Here is a 14,421-nt window from a genome sequence, read left to right as displayed (position 1 = left end):
TGGCCGGTCTGGCCGCCGGCGCCGCGCTCGCCCTGCCGCGCCGGCGACACCCGGCCGGGCCGCTGATCGCGCTGCTGGTTCTCACCGGGCTGCTGATCGGCGCCATCGCGCTGCGGGTGATAATGCTCCGGTGAACACCGGCGAGCTGGCCCGGCTGCTGCGCGGCCGGCGATGGGTGGCGCTGACCGGAGCGGGGATCAGCACCGACTCCGGCATCCCCGACTACCGCGGCGCCGACGCGCGCCCGACCAACCCGATCCAGTACGACGACTTCCTGCGCTCCGCCGACGTCCGGCGCCGCTACTGGGCGCGTTCCCTGCTCGGCTTCCGCAGCTTCGGTCGGGCCCGGCCCAACGCCGGTCACCGAGCCCTGGCCGGGCTGACCGCGCAGGGGCTGAGCACCGTGATCACCCAGAACGTGGACGGCCTGCACGGTGCCGCCGGCAGCCCGGACGTGCTCGACCTGCACGGCCGGATCGACCGGGTGGTCTGCCTGGACTGCGGCGCCGCCTCACCCCGGACGTCCCTGCAACGACGCCTGGAGCAGGCCAATCCGGGCCTGCACGGCGATCTCGCGGCCGGCAAGGCCGAGATGGACGACGGCCGGCTGCGGCCCGACGGGGACGCCGTGGTGGAGCAGTGGGGCGACTTCGTGGTGCTGCCCTGCGAGCACTGCGGCGGCGTCCTGAAGCCGGACGTGGTGTTCTTCGGCGAGTCCGTTCCGCGTCCGCGGGTGGCGGACGCCTATGCGGCCGTGGACGCGGCCGAGGCCCTGCTGGTGGCCGGTTCGTCGCTGACCGTGATGTCCGGCCTGCGCTTCGTCCGGCACGCCGCCAAGGCCGGCAAGCCGGTGGCGATCGTCAACCGGGGCCGCACCCGCGGTGACGAACTGGCCGCCGTCCGACTCGACGCCGGCTGCTCCGAAACACTGTCCGACCTTGTGAACGCGCTGTGAATGACGTCTCGAGTGGCCATCCGCTCAGGAAGGTGCCCTACAGTGGCTGACAGCATTCGGCCTAACGGAAGGGCGTCCGTGGGCAATCCATGGCTTTCTGCCCGTGCCCGGGCGAATCCGCTGTCCGACCTGCTCTCAGGTCTCGGCCTGCTGATCACCGGCGCGGGTCTTGTGCTGCGCCGAGCCCGGCTGTTCGGCCTGGGTCTCATCCCGCCGCTGATCACCTCGGTGCTGTTCGTGGCGTTGTTCGCCACCGCCAGCTTCCTGTCGCAGCGGATCGCCGTCTGGCTGACCCCGTTCGCGGACGGCTGGCCCGGGGTGGAGGCGCTGCGGGCGCTGGTGTCGCTGCTGGTCATCGCGATCAGCGGGCTGCTGCTGGTGCTGCTGTTCACCGCCACCACGCTGGCCCTCGGCGCCCCGCTGTACGACCGGATCTCCGAGGAGGTGGACGCCCACGCCGGCAACTACAACGCTGCCCCGTCCGAGAGCTGGCTGCACGCCCTGTGGTCCACCCTCACCCTGCTGCTCAAGGTGGTGGCGATCACCTTGCCGGTCGGCCTGCTCTTCCTGCTGGTCGGGCTGATCCCGGTGATCGGCGGGGTACTGGCGGCGATCGGCTCGGCGCTGTTCGGCGGCTGGATGGTCACCCTGGAGATGATCGGCTCGCCGGCCGGACGCCGCGGCATCCGCACCCTGGCCCAGCGGCAACGGCTGCTCTGCCGCGACCCCTGGCTGGTGCTCGGTTTCGGCGTGCCGACCTTCCTGCTGCTGTCGATTCCGGCGCTGTCGCTGCTGCTGTTCCCGATCGCCACCGCGGCCGGAACCCTGCTCACCCGACGGCTTGTCGCGCGCTGACGAAGGCGTCGACAGCTGCACCCTCATCCGCGCAGCACCACCATCACCGGCACAATCGGGTGGCTGCCGGCAAACAACCCAAAGCCGCCGTCCTCCATCAACTCGCTCAACAGCACCGGCGTTGGCGGGCTCTTGGGCCGGCGGACGGCTTGCCATTCACCAGGAAACCTGGCAGATCACTGCGGACGTGAAACCTTGACACGACCAAGCGAGGCTCCTAGCCTACAAAAATGGACCTGAACAAAGGACTAAGTGCATCGTTGCCGGAGCACCGCTAGCGGGCGGCCTGATGTTCAATGTGGCATCTGAGGCGCAAGCCCGACCCATGCCGGCTTCACGGTGGGGATGTGACGACGCGGTCGTCTACAACTCAGGAAAATCGGCCAGCCTGGTCTGCTGGAAGCAACTCACCCCCCCCAGGTGACGAGTTCCGCATCGTCATTCAGTGCACCAACAGCCTCTACTACACTGTGCCGTGGGTGCCGGCAAACTACACGTCAGCAGCAACCTGCGGAGTCGGAACGGTAGCCAACGTCAACTTCCAAGTGAGATAACATCCATGCGCGTGCGGGTAGGTCTGATCCTCTTGGCGGTGCTCGGCATCGGGCTGGCGTCTCGTGGGTTCCTATTCGTACTGAGCTATTTGGCCTATCTGGAGATTCTCCGTGAGGGCGGTCCGCTCATTCCAGTGTCCGGCGGCACGGCGCCGACTTGGGTGGAGCTACGGTTCCCTTCGTACAGCGTGACCTTGTGGGTCTGGGGGTGCTCCGGACTTGCTGTGGGCCTATGGATCCGCAGGGGAGGGCGGAATGCGCCACCCGGCAAACTTCAGACTGCCGAGCGAACTCCGCCCCCGGATGCCCTCGGTAATCGATCTTCTGACCAACAACTCGAGCAAATTCATCACGACCACCTACCGCCGCCAGCATCGCTGGCCACCGCCAGGGGCCCGGGAACGACATATTCCGCGGAGTAAGATTCACGACGGTTTTCAATGCGGACATGACCAGCAATCGCCTAACCAGCACCGCACGGCTTTCTGACGTTCAGCGACAGCGGCTGCTCTGCCGCGACCCCTGGCTGGTGCTCGGTTTCGGCGTGCCGACCTTCCTGCTGCTGTCGATTCCGGCGCTCTCGCTGCTGCTGTTCCCGATCGCCACCGCGGCCGGAACCCTGCTCACCCGACGGCTTGTCGCGCGCTGACGAAGGCCGCCACACAGGCTTCGACGTCGGCGCTGCTGTGCGCGGCCGACAGCTGCACCCGGATCCGCGCCTTGCCGCGCGGCACCACCGGGAAACTGAACGCGATCACGTAGACGCCGTCGGCGAGCATCCGGTCGGCGATCGTGGCGGCCTGCCGGGCACCGTCCTCGCCGGGGAACATCACCGGCACGATCGGATGGCTGCCGGGCAGCAGCTGGAAGCCGTTGGCCTCCATCAGCTCCCGGAACAGCTCCGCGTTGCCGGCCAGCCGTTGCCGGGCCTGGTCCGATCCGGCCACCAGCTCCAGCGCCCGCAGCGAGCCGGCGACCACCGCGGGCGCCACCGAATTGCTGAACAGGTAGGGCCGGGAGCGCTGCCGCAGTAGCTCGACGATCGCGGCGTGCGCCGCGATGTAGCCGCCGGACGCCCCGCCGAGCGCCTTGCCCAGGGTGCCGGACAGGATGTCCACCCGGTCCGCGACGCCGAACAGCTCCGGCGTCCCCCGGCCGTGCTCGCCGACGAAGCCGACGGCGTGGGAGTCGTCGACGAAGACCAGCGCGCCGTAGGCGTCCGCGAGATCGCAGATGCCCGGCAGCGGGGCGTAGCTGCCGTCCATCGAGAACACCCCGTCGGTGACGATCACCGTGCGCCGAGCCCCGGACGCCGCCTTCAGCTGCGCCTCCAGATCGCCCAGGTCGGCGTTGCGGTAGCGGTACCGAGCCGCCTTGCTGAGCCGGACGCCGTCGATGATCGAGGCGTGGTTCAGCTCGTCGGAGACGATCGCGTCCTCGGGGCCGAACAGGGTCTCGAAGACGCCGCCGTTGGCGTCGAAGCAGGACGAGTACAAGATCGCGTCGTCGGTGCCCAGGAAGCCCGCCAGCCGGCGCTCCAACTCCCGGTGCTGGTCCTGGGTGCCGCAGATGAACCGCACCGAGGCCATCCCGAACCCCCACCGGTCCAGCCCGGCGTGGGCGGCGGCGACCACCTCGGGGTGGTCGGCCAGCCCCAGATAGTTGTTGGCGCAGAAGTTCAGCGCCGGCCCGGCCGGCGTGGCGATGTGCGCCGCCTGGGCGGTGCCCAGCTCGCGTTCGGTCTTGTACAACCCCGCGGAGCGGATCTCCGCCAGGGTCGCGGTCAGGTCGTCGCGCAGGGTGTACATAGCGCGAACCTAGCGGATCTCCCGCTTCGCGAACCGCCAGGTGGCGGCCGCGCCGAGCAGCACCATCAGCCCGCCCAGATAGGCCGAGGCCTGCGCCTGGCCGAGCTCGAACGACTTGGTCACCATCTCGCCGTTGGCCGCGCGCTCGACGTAGCTGATCTCGGCGCCGCCGTTGAGGAACGCCTGGATGTTGGGGTCGGGCATCGCGGCCTGCAACCAGACCCCGCCGAACAGCAGCGACAGCACCTGCGTCGCCCACTGCAGCACCAACACGCCCAGCAGCACACCGATCGGGCCCACCGTGCTGCCCAGCAGGCCGGCCAGCGCGAAGCCGAGCAGACCGGCGCCCAGCACCAGCACGAATCCCCGGCCGGTCATCGCCCAGGCGTCCGGCGCCGGCAGCAGCGCCTCCGACCCCGACCAGGTCAGCACGATCCCAGCCGCGCCGGCCTGCAGGATGCCGATCACCAACACCCCGAGCAGCGCGGTGCCGGCCAGCGCCGCGATCGCCTTGCTGGCCAGCACCGGGACCCGGGACGGCACGTAGGTCAGCCAGGTGCCCAGGCTGCCGGTCTTGAACTCGGCGCCCAGGAACGAGGCCCCGAGCAGCAGCGCGGCGTAGGCGGAGATCAATCCCCCGGCCTGGCCGAGGCCGCCCGCGAGGTCCGGGTAGGCGGGCGGCTCCCGGACGAAGTCGGAGCGCCGCGGCGTCCACGTGTCGCATTCCTCGGCGGGGAGACCCTCCGCGAGACAGGCCGCCTTCTCCTGCTCGGCCTGCTTGGCCGCCTCGGCGTAGTCCTGCTCGGCCGCGGCGAGTTCGGCGCCCTCCATCGGACGGCTGCCGTAGGCCACCCCGGCCACCACCAGCACCGCCAGCGCCACGCAGGACAGCAGCACCACCCAGCACAGCCGGCGACTGAACCAGCGGTTCAGCTCGGCACCGATCAACCGGTTCATGCGGCACCCCCGACCGGACCGGTGAGTTCCAGGTAGAGCTGTTCCAGGTTGCGGCGCTGCACCCCGAGCTCGCTCACCCAGAGCCCCTGCTCGCCCAGTCTGCGGGCCACCTCCTCCGCTTCCAGCCGGCCGTCCGGACGGGTCACCAGCAACGCCCGTCCATCGCCCTGGACGACCAGCCCGGCCGCCCGCAGGATCGCGTCCGCCCGGGCCGGCTCACCGACCACCACCCGGACCGGATCGCTGCCGGCGGCCAGCAGGGTCGCCACCGGGCCCTCGGCCAGGGTGCCGCCGCGGGCGATGATGGTGACCGTGTCGGCCACCTGCTGCACCTCGGCCAGGATGTGGCTGGAGACCAGCACGGTGCGGCCCGAGTCGGCCAGCTGCCGGATGGTGGCCCGGAAGTCGTGGATGCCCTGCGGGTCCAGGCCGTTGGTCGGCTCGTCGAAGATCAACAGCTGCGGATCCTTGAGCAGCGTGGCGGCCACCGCCAGCCGCTGTTTCATGCCCAGCGAATAGGTGCGGAAGTCGTAGCGCTCGCGTCCGGCCAGGCCGACCTGCTGCAGCACCTCGCCGACCCGGGACAGCGGCGCCCCGATCGCCTGGGCCAGCAGGGCCAGGTTCTTCCGCGCCGAGAAGGTGTCGAAGAACCGCGGCTGCTCGACGATCGCGCCGACCTTGTCGATCACCTGGGGCAGCCGCTGCGGCACCGGCTCGCCGAACAGCCGCATGCTGCCGCCGTCGGCCGGGATCAGCCCGAGCAGCATCCGGATGGTGGTGGTCTTGCCGGAGCCGTTCGGGCCGAGGAAGCCGTGCACGCCGCCGACCGGCACCGTCATGGTCAGGTTGTCGACGGCCTTGATCGACCGGTAGCGCTTGGACAGCCCGGTGATCGCCACCGCGGGCACCGGCTGGGGGTGGTCAGTCATGCGCCCATCCTGCCCGACGACTCCAGCCGATCAGCTCCAGTCGAGGATCACCTTGCCGCAGTGTCCCGAGCGGGCCACCTCGAAGGCCAGCGCCCAGTCCTTGGCCGCGAAGCGGTGAGTGATCACCGAACGGACCGCCTCGACCAGGGTCGGTGAGCTGGACAGCATCGAGGTCATCAGGTACCAGGTCTCGAACATCTCCCGGCCGTAGATGCCGCGGATGGTCAGCATGTGGGTGATCACCTTGCCCCAGTCGATCGGGTAGGGGCTCTTCGGCAGGCCGAGCATCGCGACCTTGCCGCCGTGGTTCATGTTGTCGATCATCTCGGCCACCGCCTGCGGTGACCCGGACATCTCCAGCCCGACGTCGAAGCCCTCGCGCATGCCGAGCTCGCGCTGGGCGTCCGCGATCCGGGTGTTGCCGACGTTGACCACCAGATCGGCGCCGGCGCGGCGGGCCAGCTCCAGCCGGACGTCGGCCAGGTCGGTGGCCACCACGTGCCGGGCCCCGGCGTGCCGGGCGATCGCCGCCGCCATCACCCCGATCGGCCCGGCGCCGGTGATCAGCACGTCCTCGCCGACCAGCGGCCACTGCAGGGTGGTGTGGGTGGCGTTGCCGAGCGGGTCGAAGATGGCGCCCAGATCGGGGTCGACCCAGTCCTGGTGCTTCCAGACGTTCTCCACCGGGACCACCACGTAGTCGGCGAAGGCGCCGTCGGTGTTCACCCCCAGCCCGACGGTGCGGATGCACTGGTGGCGGCGTCCGGCCCGGCAATTGCGGCAGTAGCCGCAGACGATGTGACCCTCGGCCGAGCAGGGGTCGCCCGGCTTCAGCTCCTTCACCTCGCTGCCGATCTCGACGATCTCGCCGAAGAACTCGTGACCGATGGTCTGCGGCAGCCGCAGCTGGGACGCCGCCCACTCGTCCCACTGCTGCAGGTGCAGGTCGGTGCCGCACAACCCGGCCCGCAGCACCCGGATCTTCACCTGCCACGGCCCGCAGGACGGCTCCGGCCGGTCGATCAGCTCCAGCCCCGGGCCCGCCGTCGTCTTCGTCAGCGCGCGCACGCCGGTCTCCTCTCCTCGCCGAAGTCCTGCCCTGTTCATCCAACCACTTGCCGGAAGGCTCGCTCTCGGTCGATAGTCGGGGATGCCCTATGCACTTCCCCCCGGTGCCGGCTCCGGCACGACTGGGGTCCAGCTCCGGGTGGACACCCCGCGCCGGTTCACCGTGACCACCCCGTTCTGGTACGCGCCGTTCCGCCCGCTGCCGCCCCAGCTGGACGCCCTGCTGCCGGTACCGTCCGACCCGCCGGACACCGGTCACCGCTGGCTGGCGATCCCCGGCGGTCAGACCGACCTGGCCAGCGTCCCCGGCGTGCTGTGGGGTCTGCTGGCCAGCTACGGACGGCACACCCTGGCGGTGATCGTCCACGACCACGTCGCCGGGCTGGCCGACTCGGCTCCGCCGGCCGAGCGCTTCGACCGGGCCAGCGCCGCCGACGAGGTGCTCTACTGCGCGCTGCGGGATCCGCAGGCCGGCCAGTTCCGGGCCGGCTGGTTCCGCTCCCTGGTGTTGTGGACGGGGGTCTCGGTGGCCCGCTACTACCGGCATCGCCGGGCCGGTTTCGGCGCGCTGGCGGCGGCCACGGTGGGCGGCTGGACGGCGGGCTGGTGGCTGGCCGAGAACACCGGCGGCCGGTCCTTCCCGGTGGCCGGCTGGGTGCTGCTGCTGACCGGCCTGCTGGTGCTGGCGGTGGCCGGTGTGTTCGCGACCCGGCTGAACCGGCTGCGGCCGGCCAGCGTCGGCCTGACCCCGGCGCACACCGTGCCGGCGCCGAGCCGGCTGCAGGCGGCGGCCTCGTTCCTACCCGGCGGCGAGCAGCCGATCGGACGGGTCAGCGACAGCTGGGTGGTGCGTGCGCTGGCGGCTGCCGCGATCCTGCTGCTGGCGTCCGCCGCCTGGACGTCGATGCCGGTCGGGCCGCTGTTCGGCGTCGGCATGCCGGGATTGCTGGCCGTGCTGGGGCTGCTGGCCTTCCTGGGCGGTTCGGGGTACCTGGCGACGTCCCCGGTGCGGCGCGACGCGGTGCTGCCGCTGGTGCTGACCATCGCGGCCCCGACCGTGGGGCTGGTGGCGCTGGTGACCGTCGGGGTGCTCTATCTGCTGTGGCTGCCGGACGCCTTCGCCGGCTTCGACACCGGCCCGGTGAACACGCTCACCGGGCACGGCGGTCAGTCCTGGGGACCGAGCCGGGACAGCAGCGGGGATTCCTCGGAGTGAGCCTGCGCGGCGCGGGCCCGCTCGGCCGCCTGGCGCCGCAACCGGCGCCGGGCGATGCGGCGCCGACGCAGTTCCTGCTGCAGAGTGAAAAACAGGCTCAGCCCGGCGACAGCGACCAGCGAAGCGACAATCATCCAGAGTGGACTCATGGTCCTCCCTCCGCTGTCCGACACCGTTGGCATAAACAAGTAAACCAGGGTTCCGCCGCCTGCAATAGAGATCTGACGGTACCGCTGGACACACGTTTGATAAAAGCTAACTTGACTAAAAGTCCGGGGTGTGCGCTAAGGCCCGATTCGGCGCATTCGGAGCGCGCGGATCGGGCCTGGACACGTGGTCAGAGTTGTCGGTAGCTGCCCCGCACGTAGGCCACCGGGGCCACCGTCGAGTCGATCTCGATGGACTCCACGACGCCGCGCACCAGCATCGACCAGCCGGCCTCGACCGGCTCGCCGAGCAGCCGGGCACCCAGCCAGCCGGGTGAGCTGGCCAGCACCGGCCCCCACTCGGTGTCCCGCCAGCGCGCCATCCGGAACGGTCCTCCGGGGGCGGGGGCGAGCCCGGCCATCGCGTCGGCGAGGCCGCGGTCCTGGTAGGACAGCAGGCTGACCGCCCAGCGTCCGGCGGCGACCAATCGGTCGAACAGCTCGGAGGCCGGGTCGATCAGGCCGATCACCTCGCCCGGCTCACCGTCGGCGACCAGCACCGAGGACACGGTGAGGCCGGCGGGGACGTCCCGGTCCCGGGCCGCCCAGATGGTGACCGGCGCCGGCAACCGTCCACGGAACCGCCGCAGCGGGCGCGGCTCACCGCTCCCGGCGAACGGATGGGTGTGATGGATGGTCACCCGGCCAGTGTGTCAGCCGGCGGCGGCCGCGTTTCCGGCGTCCGCGGGCGACTGGGTGGGCTTCGCGGTGGACGGGGCGGCGGCGCTGGGCGTCTCGGACGCGCTCGGCGTCGGCGTCGCGGTGGGCGTTTCGGACGCGGTCGGGCTGGCGCTGGGCGTGCTGCTCGCGGTCGCGGACGGGGTGGCGCTCGCCGTCGGCGTTGCGCTCGCGCTCGGCGTCGGCTTGCTGGCGGCCTTCTTGGTGCCGACCTGGCTGATCGTGGTGCCGTTGCGGCCGTCCAGGCTCTGCCCGGTGCTGAACTCCCAGCCGGTGACCAGGCCCATCGCGACCACGAAACTGACCGCGGCGGTGGCCAGCATGCCGCCGGCGATGGCCGTCCGGCGTCCCCAGCCGCGCTTGCGGGCCGGTGCCGGCTCGTCGACGGCGACCTCCTTGGCCTTGCCGCCGCCGTCGCGCAGCACGATCTTCTTCACGCCGTCGCGGGTGTGCTCCAGGCCCTTGGTGTAGAGGGTGCTGGCGAAGGCGGCCAGCACGCTGGCGATGGCGGCGCCGGCCAGGGTGCCGGCCACCCCCAGCCGGGAGCCGACGGCGGCGGTGGTCACCGCGGCCAGCGCACCGCCGGCGATCTGCGGCAGATTGAACAGCTTGGGCTTGTCTTCGTTCTCGGTCTTGGTGGCGTCTGCCCGGTTGTCGGTCTTCTCGGCGATCTTCGTCTCAGTCACTGTCACTCGTCTGCGTCTTCGTTTGGTTCGGAACCGCCATCCAGGTTAGTCATTGCGACCAATATTCCCAAAGGGCGGCGTGTCGGCATCGATCACTAGGCTGTTCGGGTGGAAACGACGGCGCAGAGCATGTACGACCGAGTCGGTGGGCACCCCACCTTCGTCGCCCTGGTGGACGCCTTCTACGCCGGAGTGGCTGACGACCCGGCGTTGCGGGCGCTCTACCCCGAGGAAGACCTGGGCCCGGCCGCCGATCGGCTGCGGATGTTCCTGGAGCAGTACTGGGGCGGGCCGAAGACCTACGGCGAGCAGCGCGGCCATCCGCGGCTGCGGATCCGGCACGCCCCGTTCGCGGTCACCCCGACCCAGCGGGACCGCTGGCTGCGGCACATGCTGGCCGCCCTCGACGGCCTGCGGCTCGACCCGGAGGCGGACGCCGAGATGCGCGACTACCTGGTCCGGGCGGCACACTTCATGGTGAACAGCTTCGATCACAGCTCCGGCGAGTAGACCCCGGCCCGGTCGGCGATGATCCGGGCGATCTGCCGGGCGGCGTCCGGCTTGGCGACCCGCCGGCTGGCCTCGGCGGCGGCGCGCAGCGCCTCCGGGTCGGTCACCCAGCGCCGGACGGCGTCCACCACCTGATGCGGACGCGGCGCCCACACCCCGGCCCGCTTCTTCACCACGTAGGCGACGTTGCCGTCCTCCTGGCCCGGCAGCCGGGCGTACAGCACCAGCGGCAGCCCGGCGATGAAGCCCTCGCTGATGGTGCCCGGGCCGGCCTTGGTGACCAGCATGTCGGCGGCCGCCATGAACTCCGGCATCTGGCTGGTGAAGCCGTAGATGTGGTGCGGCATGGTCCAGTCCAGGGTGTGCAGCCGCTCCTGCAGGGCCTCGTTGCGGCCGCAGATGGCCACCAGGGTGGCGTCCAGCCGGGCCTCGTTGATCGCCTTGACGACGGCCTCCATCGGCCCCATCCCGTCGCCGCCGCCGACCACCAGGATCACCGGCAGGTCACGGCGCCAGCCCTGGGCGTCCCGGAAGGCCAGCGGGTCCTCCGGCGGCACCCGGAACCGCTCCGCGACCGGCAGCCCCACCACCCGGACGTTGCCCTCGGGAATGCCGTACTCGACGGCCACCTCCCGGGCCTCGTCGGTGGGCACCACCACCAGGTCGGCGCGGCGGTCGAACCAGAAGGCGTGGGTGGAGACCATGTCGGTGACCACGGTCATGAACGGTGTCGGGTTCGACTTCATGGTGCGCAGCACGCCGGTGTTCACCAGCGGGTGCACCGAGACGATGATGTCGGCCGGGTTCTCCCGGTACAGCCGCCGGATCGCCCGGGCCACGTAGGGGAACATCACCCGGATGAACGCCCGGGAGCGGCGCTTGCCGTCGGTGGCCTTGTAGGAGATCGCCCAGGTCTCCGGGAACCGGGTCATCGGCGGGTACATCTCCGGGGCGTAGCGCAGCGGGGCCGGCAGGTAGTCGCGGAAGACGTCGACCATCTTGCAGTCGAAGGTGTCCGGGAACTCCAGGCCCAACGCCTCGATCAACGCCAGGGTCGCCGAGCGATGCCCGCCTCCGGTGTCGGAGAACAGGAACAGCACCCGCCTGCGCGCGGCTGGAACGGCCGCCATGACCCTCCTCGTGGTGGCGATGTTCGCTTTCGCTCCGCACGATACCGTCCGCGAACCCGCGACCGCCGAGGGACGCGCTCAGCCTCCGCCGAGGCTGGACCCGCCGTGGGACCCGGAGCCGGGGGGAACCATTCCCTCCACCGCTTCGGTGGCCCGGTGGCGCTGCGCGTAGGCATGATCCTCGGAGCCGGCGTCCACGTGGGTGGGGTCGAGCACCCGGCGCAGGAAGGTGCGGGTGCGCTCGTGCCGCGGGTCGCCGATCACCTCCTGCGGCGGGCCCTCCTCGACGATCACGCCGCCGTCCATGAAGATCACCCGGTCGGCCACCTCGCGGGCGAACGCCATCTCGTGGGTGACCACCATCATCGTCATGCCCGACTTGGCCAGGTCGCGCATCACCGAGAGCACGTCGCCGACCAGCTCCGGGTCGAGTGCCGAGGTGGGCTCGTCGAACAGCATCAGCTCCGGGTCCATCGACAGCGCCCGGGCGATCGCCACCCGCTGCTGCTGGCCGCCGGACAGCTGCGCCGGGTAGGCGTCGGCACGGTCGGCCAGGCCGACCTTCTCCAGGTTCGCCCGGGCGGCGGCCTCGGCCGCGGATTTGTCCTTCTTCAGCACGTTGATCGGGGCGATCGTGCAGTTCTCCAGCACGGTGAGGTGCGGGAACAGGTTGAACTGCTGGAAGACCATGCCCATCCTGGTGCGCAGCTCGTCGACGTCGGCGTCCGGGTCGGTGATCTCCTCGTTGAGGATGAACACCCGGCCGGCGGTGGGCTGCTCCAGCAGGTTCACGCAGCGCAACAGGGTCGACTTGCCCGAGCCGGACGGACCGATCACGCAGACCACCTCGCCGCGGTGGATGATCGTCGAGATGCCCTTGAGCACCTCGATCTGGCCGAAGCTCTTGTGCAGGTCGTAGATCTGGATCTCGTCGTCGCGCAGACCGGTGGGAATCGTCGGGGTCATCGGGTCGCCTTCCGCTGCTTCGCCTCCATCCGCCGCACCAGGAAGGTGAGCGGCAGGGTGATCACCAGGTAGGTCAGGCCGGCGATCACCAGCGGTGTCATATTCGAGTAGGTGTTGGTCAGGTCACGGCCGTACTTGGTCAGGTCGAACGCCTCGGAGCTCAGCCCGATCACGTAGATCAGCGACGAGTCCTTGGTGAGCGAGACCAGTTCGTTGGTCAGCGGCGGCGTGACGATCCGGAACGCCTGCGGCAGCACGATCTTCCGGGTCGCCATACCGGAGGGCATGCCCAGCGAGCGGGCCGCCTCGGTCTGCCCCTTGGGCACCGCCAGGATGCCGGCCCGGATGGTCTCCGACATGTAGGCGGCGGCCACCAGACCCAGCGCCGTCCAGACCGCGCCGAACGGGTCCAGCGGAATCTGCAGGCCCGGGATGGCCAGCGAGATCAGGCTGAAGGCGAGCAGCACGATGATGGCCGGGACGCCGCGGAAGATCTCGGTGTAGATGGTCGCCAGCCAGCGGTAGGGCCCGATCTGGGACAGCTTCATCAGCGCCAGCATGGTGCCCAGCAGCAACCCGAAGACGAAGGCCCCGAGGGTGTACAGGATGGTGTTCTTCAGCGCGTTCAACAGGCTCGGGCCGACGGTCTCGGCGATCATGTCCGGCCGGAAGAAGACCGACTGCAACTGGCGTCCGTCGGCGAACACCACCACCGCCAGGACGCCGAGAATCAGCACGCCGTAGTTGATCCAGCGGATCCGTTGGGCACGGCGGCGCGGTGAGAGCTTCTTGCGGGCCGGTGCGGTGCTGGACGTCATGTGTTACCCCCTTCGCGGAATTGGCAGGCGCCGGACGGCCCGGCCGACGCTGTGTCGGCCGGGCGGCGCGGCGGGCTGGGAGTCAGTCCTTGGGTGCGTCCTTACCGAACCACTTCTTGTAGATGGTGTTGTAGGTGCCGTCGGCCTTGGCGGTCTTCAGCACCTCGTTGACCACGGTCTGCAGGGCGGTGTTGTCCTTGCCCATGCTGAACCCGTACTTCTCGTTGGTGTTGAACTCCTTGACCACCTTGGTGCCCGGGTTCTCGGCGGCGAAGTTGTACACCACGCCGTTGTCGTTGATCGCGGCCGCGACGGTCTTGGCCAGCACCGCGTTGGCGCCGCTCGGCATGTCGTCGAACACCTTGACGGTGTAGCCGTACTTGTCGGCGTTCTCCTTGCCGTAGTCCTGGCCGGTGGTGCCGGCCTGGACCGCCAGCGTCTTGCCCTTCAGGTCGGGCAGGTCGGTGACCGTCGAATCCGCGGGAACCAGCAGAGCCTGGGTGGCGGAGAAGTAGGGATCGGAGAACAGCGCCGCCTTCTCCCGGTCGGCCCGGATGGTGATCGCCGCGGCGGCCGCGTCGCACTTCTTGGCCGCGAACACCGCACCCGAGGTGATCTGCTCGAACTCGATGTCGAAGATCTCCTGGGTGACGCCCAGCTTCTTGGCGACCAGGTCCATCAGGTCGACGTCGAAGCCGACGGTCTTCCCGTCCTGCTTGAACTGGAACGGCTTGTACGCCAGGTGGGTGCAGACGACCAGCTTGCCGGGGCTCACCAACGACACCGTCGGAGCGCTGGCACTGGTGTCGGCACCGGCCGACGGCGACGACGACGCGGCGGGCTGGCTGTAATTGGCGCAGGCGGCAAGCATGCTGAGGCTGAGCGCTGCCACGCCGGCCAGGGCCGCGCGCAGACGCTTGGGACTCGAAGTCACGATCTCTCCTCGCTAGAGCGGAATATGGCCGCATACTTGCGCAGGATTGTTACGGCGGCAATGCGGAACGCCGATTGAGATCGGGCCGTGACCTAGCGAGCCGCGGGCCGGGTCAGCGACGGGTGCCGCGGCCGGCGTGCGCGGCGGCGAG

Annotated in this window: 16 protein-coding genes; 5 read left to right on the top strand and 11 right to left on the bottom strand. The window is 70.3% G+C overall.

Going from position 1 to position 14,421, the window contains the following annotated elements:
- The first annotated feature begins 130 nt into the window (after positions 1-130).
- From QM582_RS08670 to QM582_RS08660, 3 genes are all read left to right on the top strand, one after another.
- Entirely contained in the window at positions 131-955 is an 825-nt protein-coding gene (locus QM582_RS08670; RefSeq protein ID WP_415083576.1) for an NAD-dependent protein deacetylase, read from the top strand.
- 78 nt (positions 956-1,033) lie between these two features.
- Positions 1,034-1,810 carry an EI24 domain-containing protein gene (locus QM582_RS08665; RefSeq protein WP_415083574.1) on the top strand — a complete coding sequence of 259 codons (777 nt, stop codon included), beginning with the start codon at positions 1,034-1,036 and terminating at the stop codon, positions 1,808-1,810.
- Positions 1,811-2,812: 1,002 nt separating this feature from the next.
- Positions 2,813-3,013, top strand: coding sequence for a hypothetical protein (locus QM582_RS08660; protein WP_415083572.1), 201 nt, complete (start codon positions 2,813-2,815; stop codon positions 3,011-3,013).
- Here the strand turns inward: QM582_RS08660 and QM582_RS08655 are convergent.
- Genes QM582_RS08655 through tdh form a run of 4 tightly spaced genes read right to left on the bottom strand, consistent with a single transcriptional unit; the run spans position 2,988 to position 7,126 of the window.
- Positions 2,988-4,163: a glycine C-acetyltransferase gene (locus tag QM582_RS08655; protein ID WP_415083578.1), complete on the bottom strand. Its 1,176-nt coding sequence runs from the start codon at positions 4,161-4,163 to the stop codon at positions 2,988-2,990. The two genes, QM582_RS08660 and QM582_RS08655, sit on opposite strands and share 26 nt — an antisense overlap.
- An 18-nt stretch (positions 4,164-4,181) precedes the next feature.
- Positions 4,182-5,129, bottom strand: coding sequence for an ABC transporter permease subunit (locus tag QM582_RS08650; RefSeq protein ID WP_415083570.1), 948 nt, complete (start codon positions 5,127-5,129; stop codon positions 4,182-4,184).
- Positions 5,126-6,058 carry an ABC transporter ATP-binding protein gene (locus tag QM582_RS08645; RefSeq protein ID WP_415083568.1) on the bottom strand — a complete coding sequence of 311 codons (933 nt, stop codon included), beginning with the start codon at positions 6,056-6,058 and terminating at the stop codon, positions 5,126-5,128. Before QM582_RS08645 ends, QM582_RS08650 begins: the two co-directional genes overlap by 4 nt.
- A gap of 30 nt (positions 6,059-6,088) precedes the next feature.
- Positions 6,089-7,126, bottom strand: coding sequence for an L-threonine 3-dehydrogenase (tdh, locus tag QM582_RS08640; RefSeq protein ID WP_415083567.1), 1,038 nt, complete (start codon positions 7,124-7,126; stop codon positions 6,089-6,091).
- Between the two features lie 82 nt (positions 7,127-7,208).
- Here tdh and QM582_RS08635 point away from each other — a divergent pair, with 82 nt between their 5' ends.
- Positions 7,209-8,342 (top strand): DUF1353 domain-containing protein, encoded by a 1,134-nt coding sequence (locus tag QM582_RS08635; RefSeq protein ID WP_415083565.1) that lies wholly within the window; start codon positions 7,209-7,211, stop codon positions 8,340-8,342.
- Here QM582_RS08635 and QM582_RS08630 read toward each other — a convergent pair.
- The 3 genes from QM582_RS08630 to QM582_RS08620 all read right to left on the bottom strand — a co-directional run bounded on the left by QM582_RS08630 (position 8,294) and on the right by QM582_RS08620 (position 9,912).
- The gene (locus tag QM582_RS08630; protein ID WP_415083563.1) at positions 8,294-8,491 is read right to left on the bottom strand and encodes a hypothetical protein; all 198 of its coding nucleotides are present in this window, start codon (positions 8,489-8,491) and stop codon (positions 8,294-8,296) included. The two genes, QM582_RS08635 and QM582_RS08630, sit on opposite strands and share 49 nt — an antisense overlap.
- Before the next feature lie 188 nt (positions 8,492-8,679).
- Positions 8,680-9,189 (bottom strand): flavin reductase family protein, encoded by a 510-nt coding sequence (locus QM582_RS08625; RefSeq protein ID WP_415083561.1) that lies wholly within the window; start codon positions 9,187-9,189, stop codon positions 8,680-8,682.
- A 12-nt stretch (positions 9,190-9,201) separates the two neighbouring features.
- Positions 9,202-9,912, bottom strand: a complete 711-nt coding sequence (locus tag QM582_RS08620; RefSeq protein ID WP_415083559.1) for a hypothetical protein — start codon at positions 9,910-9,912, stop codon at positions 9,202-9,204.
- Between the two features lie 108 nt (positions 9,913-10,020).
- On the opposite strand from QM582_RS08620, the gene QM582_RS08615 reads away from it, so the two are divergent.
- Positions 10,021-10,422 carry a globin gene (locus QM582_RS08615; protein WP_415083558.1) on the top strand — a complete coding sequence of 134 codons (402 nt, stop codon included), beginning with the start codon at positions 10,021-10,023 and terminating at the stop codon, positions 10,420-10,422.
- Here QM582_RS08615 and QM582_RS08610 read toward each other — a convergent pair.
- From QM582_RS08610 to QM582_RS08595, 4 genes are all read right to left on the bottom strand, one after another.
- Positions 10,404-11,552 carry an MGDG synthase family glycosyltransferase gene (locus QM582_RS08610; protein WP_415083556.1) on the bottom strand — a complete coding sequence of 383 codons (1,149 nt, stop codon included), beginning with the start codon at positions 11,550-11,552 and terminating at the stop codon, positions 10,404-10,406. The two genes, QM582_RS08615 and QM582_RS08610, sit on opposite strands and share 19 nt — an antisense overlap.
- A 78-nt stretch (positions 11,553-11,630) precedes the next feature.
- Positions 11,631-12,518: an amino acid ABC transporter ATP-binding protein gene (locus tag QM582_RS08605; RefSeq protein WP_415083554.1), complete on the bottom strand. Its 888-nt coding sequence runs from the start codon at positions 12,516-12,518 to the stop codon at positions 11,631-11,633.
- Positions 12,515-13,336, bottom strand: a complete 822-nt coding sequence (locus tag QM582_RS08600) for an amino acid ABC transporter permease (RefSeq protein ID WP_415083552.1) — start codon at positions 13,334-13,336, stop codon at positions 12,515-12,517. The genes QM582_RS08605 and QM582_RS08600 overlap by 4 nt, the downstream gene beginning before the upstream one ends.
- A gap of 82 nt (positions 13,337-13,418) precedes the next feature.
- Positions 13,419-14,270, bottom strand: coding sequence for a transporter substrate-binding domain-containing protein (locus tag QM582_RS08595; protein WP_415083550.1), 852 nt, complete (start codon positions 14,268-14,270; stop codon positions 13,419-13,421).
- Between the last annotated feature and the right edge of the window lie 151 nt (positions 14,271-14,421).

This window comes from Micropruina sp., from assembly GCF_047607385.1.
In the GTDB taxonomy this organism is placed as follows: Bacteria; Actinomycetota; Actinomycetes; order Propionibacteriales; family Propionibacteriaceae; genus Micropruina.
This window is presented reverse-complemented; position numbering and strand designations above follow the sequence as displayed.

What these genes read in the sequence shown, in the direction of transcription:
- QM582_RS08650 (WP_415083570.1), bottom strand. Translation starts at nt 5,129, where the DNA reads ATGAACCGGTTGATCGGTGCCGAGCTGAACCGCTGGTTCAGTCGCCGG.
- QM582_RS08660 (WP_415083572.1), top strand. Translation starts at nt 2,813, where the DNA reads ATGACCAGCAATCGCCTAACCAGCACCGCACGGCTTTCTGACGTTCAG.
- QM582_RS08630 (WP_415083563.1), bottom strand. Translation starts at nt 8,491, where the DNA reads ATGAGTCCACTCTGGATGATTGTCGCTTCGCTGGTCGCTGTCGCCGGG.
- QM582_RS08645 (WP_415083568.1), bottom strand. Translation starts at nt 6,058, where the DNA reads ATGACTGACCACCCCCAGCCGGTGCCCGCGGTGGCGATCACCGGGCTG.
- QM582_RS08605 (WP_415083554.1), bottom strand. Translation starts at nt 12,518, where the DNA reads ATGACCCCGACGATTCCCACCGGTCTGCGCGACGACGAGATCCAGATC.
- QM582_RS08635 (WP_415083565.1), top strand. Translation starts at nt 7,209, where the DNA reads ATGCCCTATGCACTTCCCCCCGGTGCCGGCTCCGGCACGACTGGGGTC.
- QM582_RS08600 (WP_415083552.1), bottom strand. Translation starts at nt 13,336, where the DNA reads ATGACGTCCAGCACCGCACCGGCCCGCAAGAAGCTCTCACCGCGCCGC.
- QM582_RS08610 (WP_415083556.1), bottom strand. Translation starts at nt 11,552, where the DNA reads ATGGCGGCCGTTCCAGCCGCGCGCAGGCGGGTGCTGTTCCTGTTCTCC.